This window comes from Arenibacter aquaticus (assembly GCF_003957295.1).
In the GTDB taxonomy this organism is placed as follows: domain Bacteria; phylum Bacteroidota; class Bacteroidia; order Flavobacteriales; family Flavobacteriaceae; genus Arenibacter; species Arenibacter aquaticus.
This window is the reverse complement of record NZ_RQPJ01000020.1, coordinates 1-753: the sequence shown is the minus strand read 5'-3', so window position 1 is coordinate 753 and position 753 is coordinate 1. Positions and strand designations below refer to the sequence as shown.

The following is a 753-nucleotide window of genomic DNA, read 5'->3' as shown; positions in this document are numbered from 1 at the left end:
CCAGCTTTGATGCCATTGCGGACCAGGTAACGATTACCGGTGTAGGAACTGCTGCGGATCCTTTCAAGGTAGAGGACCTTTCCATAGTAACGGCCAAACTGGCTGATGGCGCTGTGACCACCGTGAAATTGGGTGACGATGCTGTTACCAATGCAAAATTGGCCGACGATGCGGTACAGACAGAAAATATACTAAGTGGTGGTAACGACAAGGTGTTGGTTACCGATGCAGTGGGTACTGTGGCCTGGGTAGACAGGTCCAGCTTTGATGCCATTGCGGACCAGATAACGATTACCGGTGTAGGTACTGCTGCGGATCCTTTCAAGGTAGAGGACCTTTCCATAGTTACGGCCAAACTGGCCGATGGGGCGGTGACCACCGTGAAATTGGGTGATGATGCTGTTACCAATGCAAAATTGGCGGACGATGCGGTACAGACAGAAAATATATTAAGTGGAGGTAACGATAAGGTATTGGTTACGGATGCAGTGGGTACTGTGGCCTGGGTAGACAGGTCCAGCTTTGATGCCATTGCGGACCAGGTAACGATTACCGGTGTAGGTACTGCTGCGGACCCCTTTAGGGTAGAGGACCTTTCCATAGTAACGGCCAAACTGGCCGATGGGGCGGTGACCACCGTGAAATTGGGTGACGATGCTGTTACCAATGCAAAATTGGCCGACGATGCGGTTCAGACAGAAAATATACTAAGTGGAGGTAACGACAAGGTATTGGTTACGGATGCAGTGGGTA

The 753-nt window shown here is 50.9% G+C and carries 1 pseudogene; it reads left to right on the top strand.

From position 1 onward, the window contains the following. Nucleotides 1–753 (top strand): annotated as a pseudogene (locus EHW67_RS20415) (hypothetical protein); the annotation flags it as partial.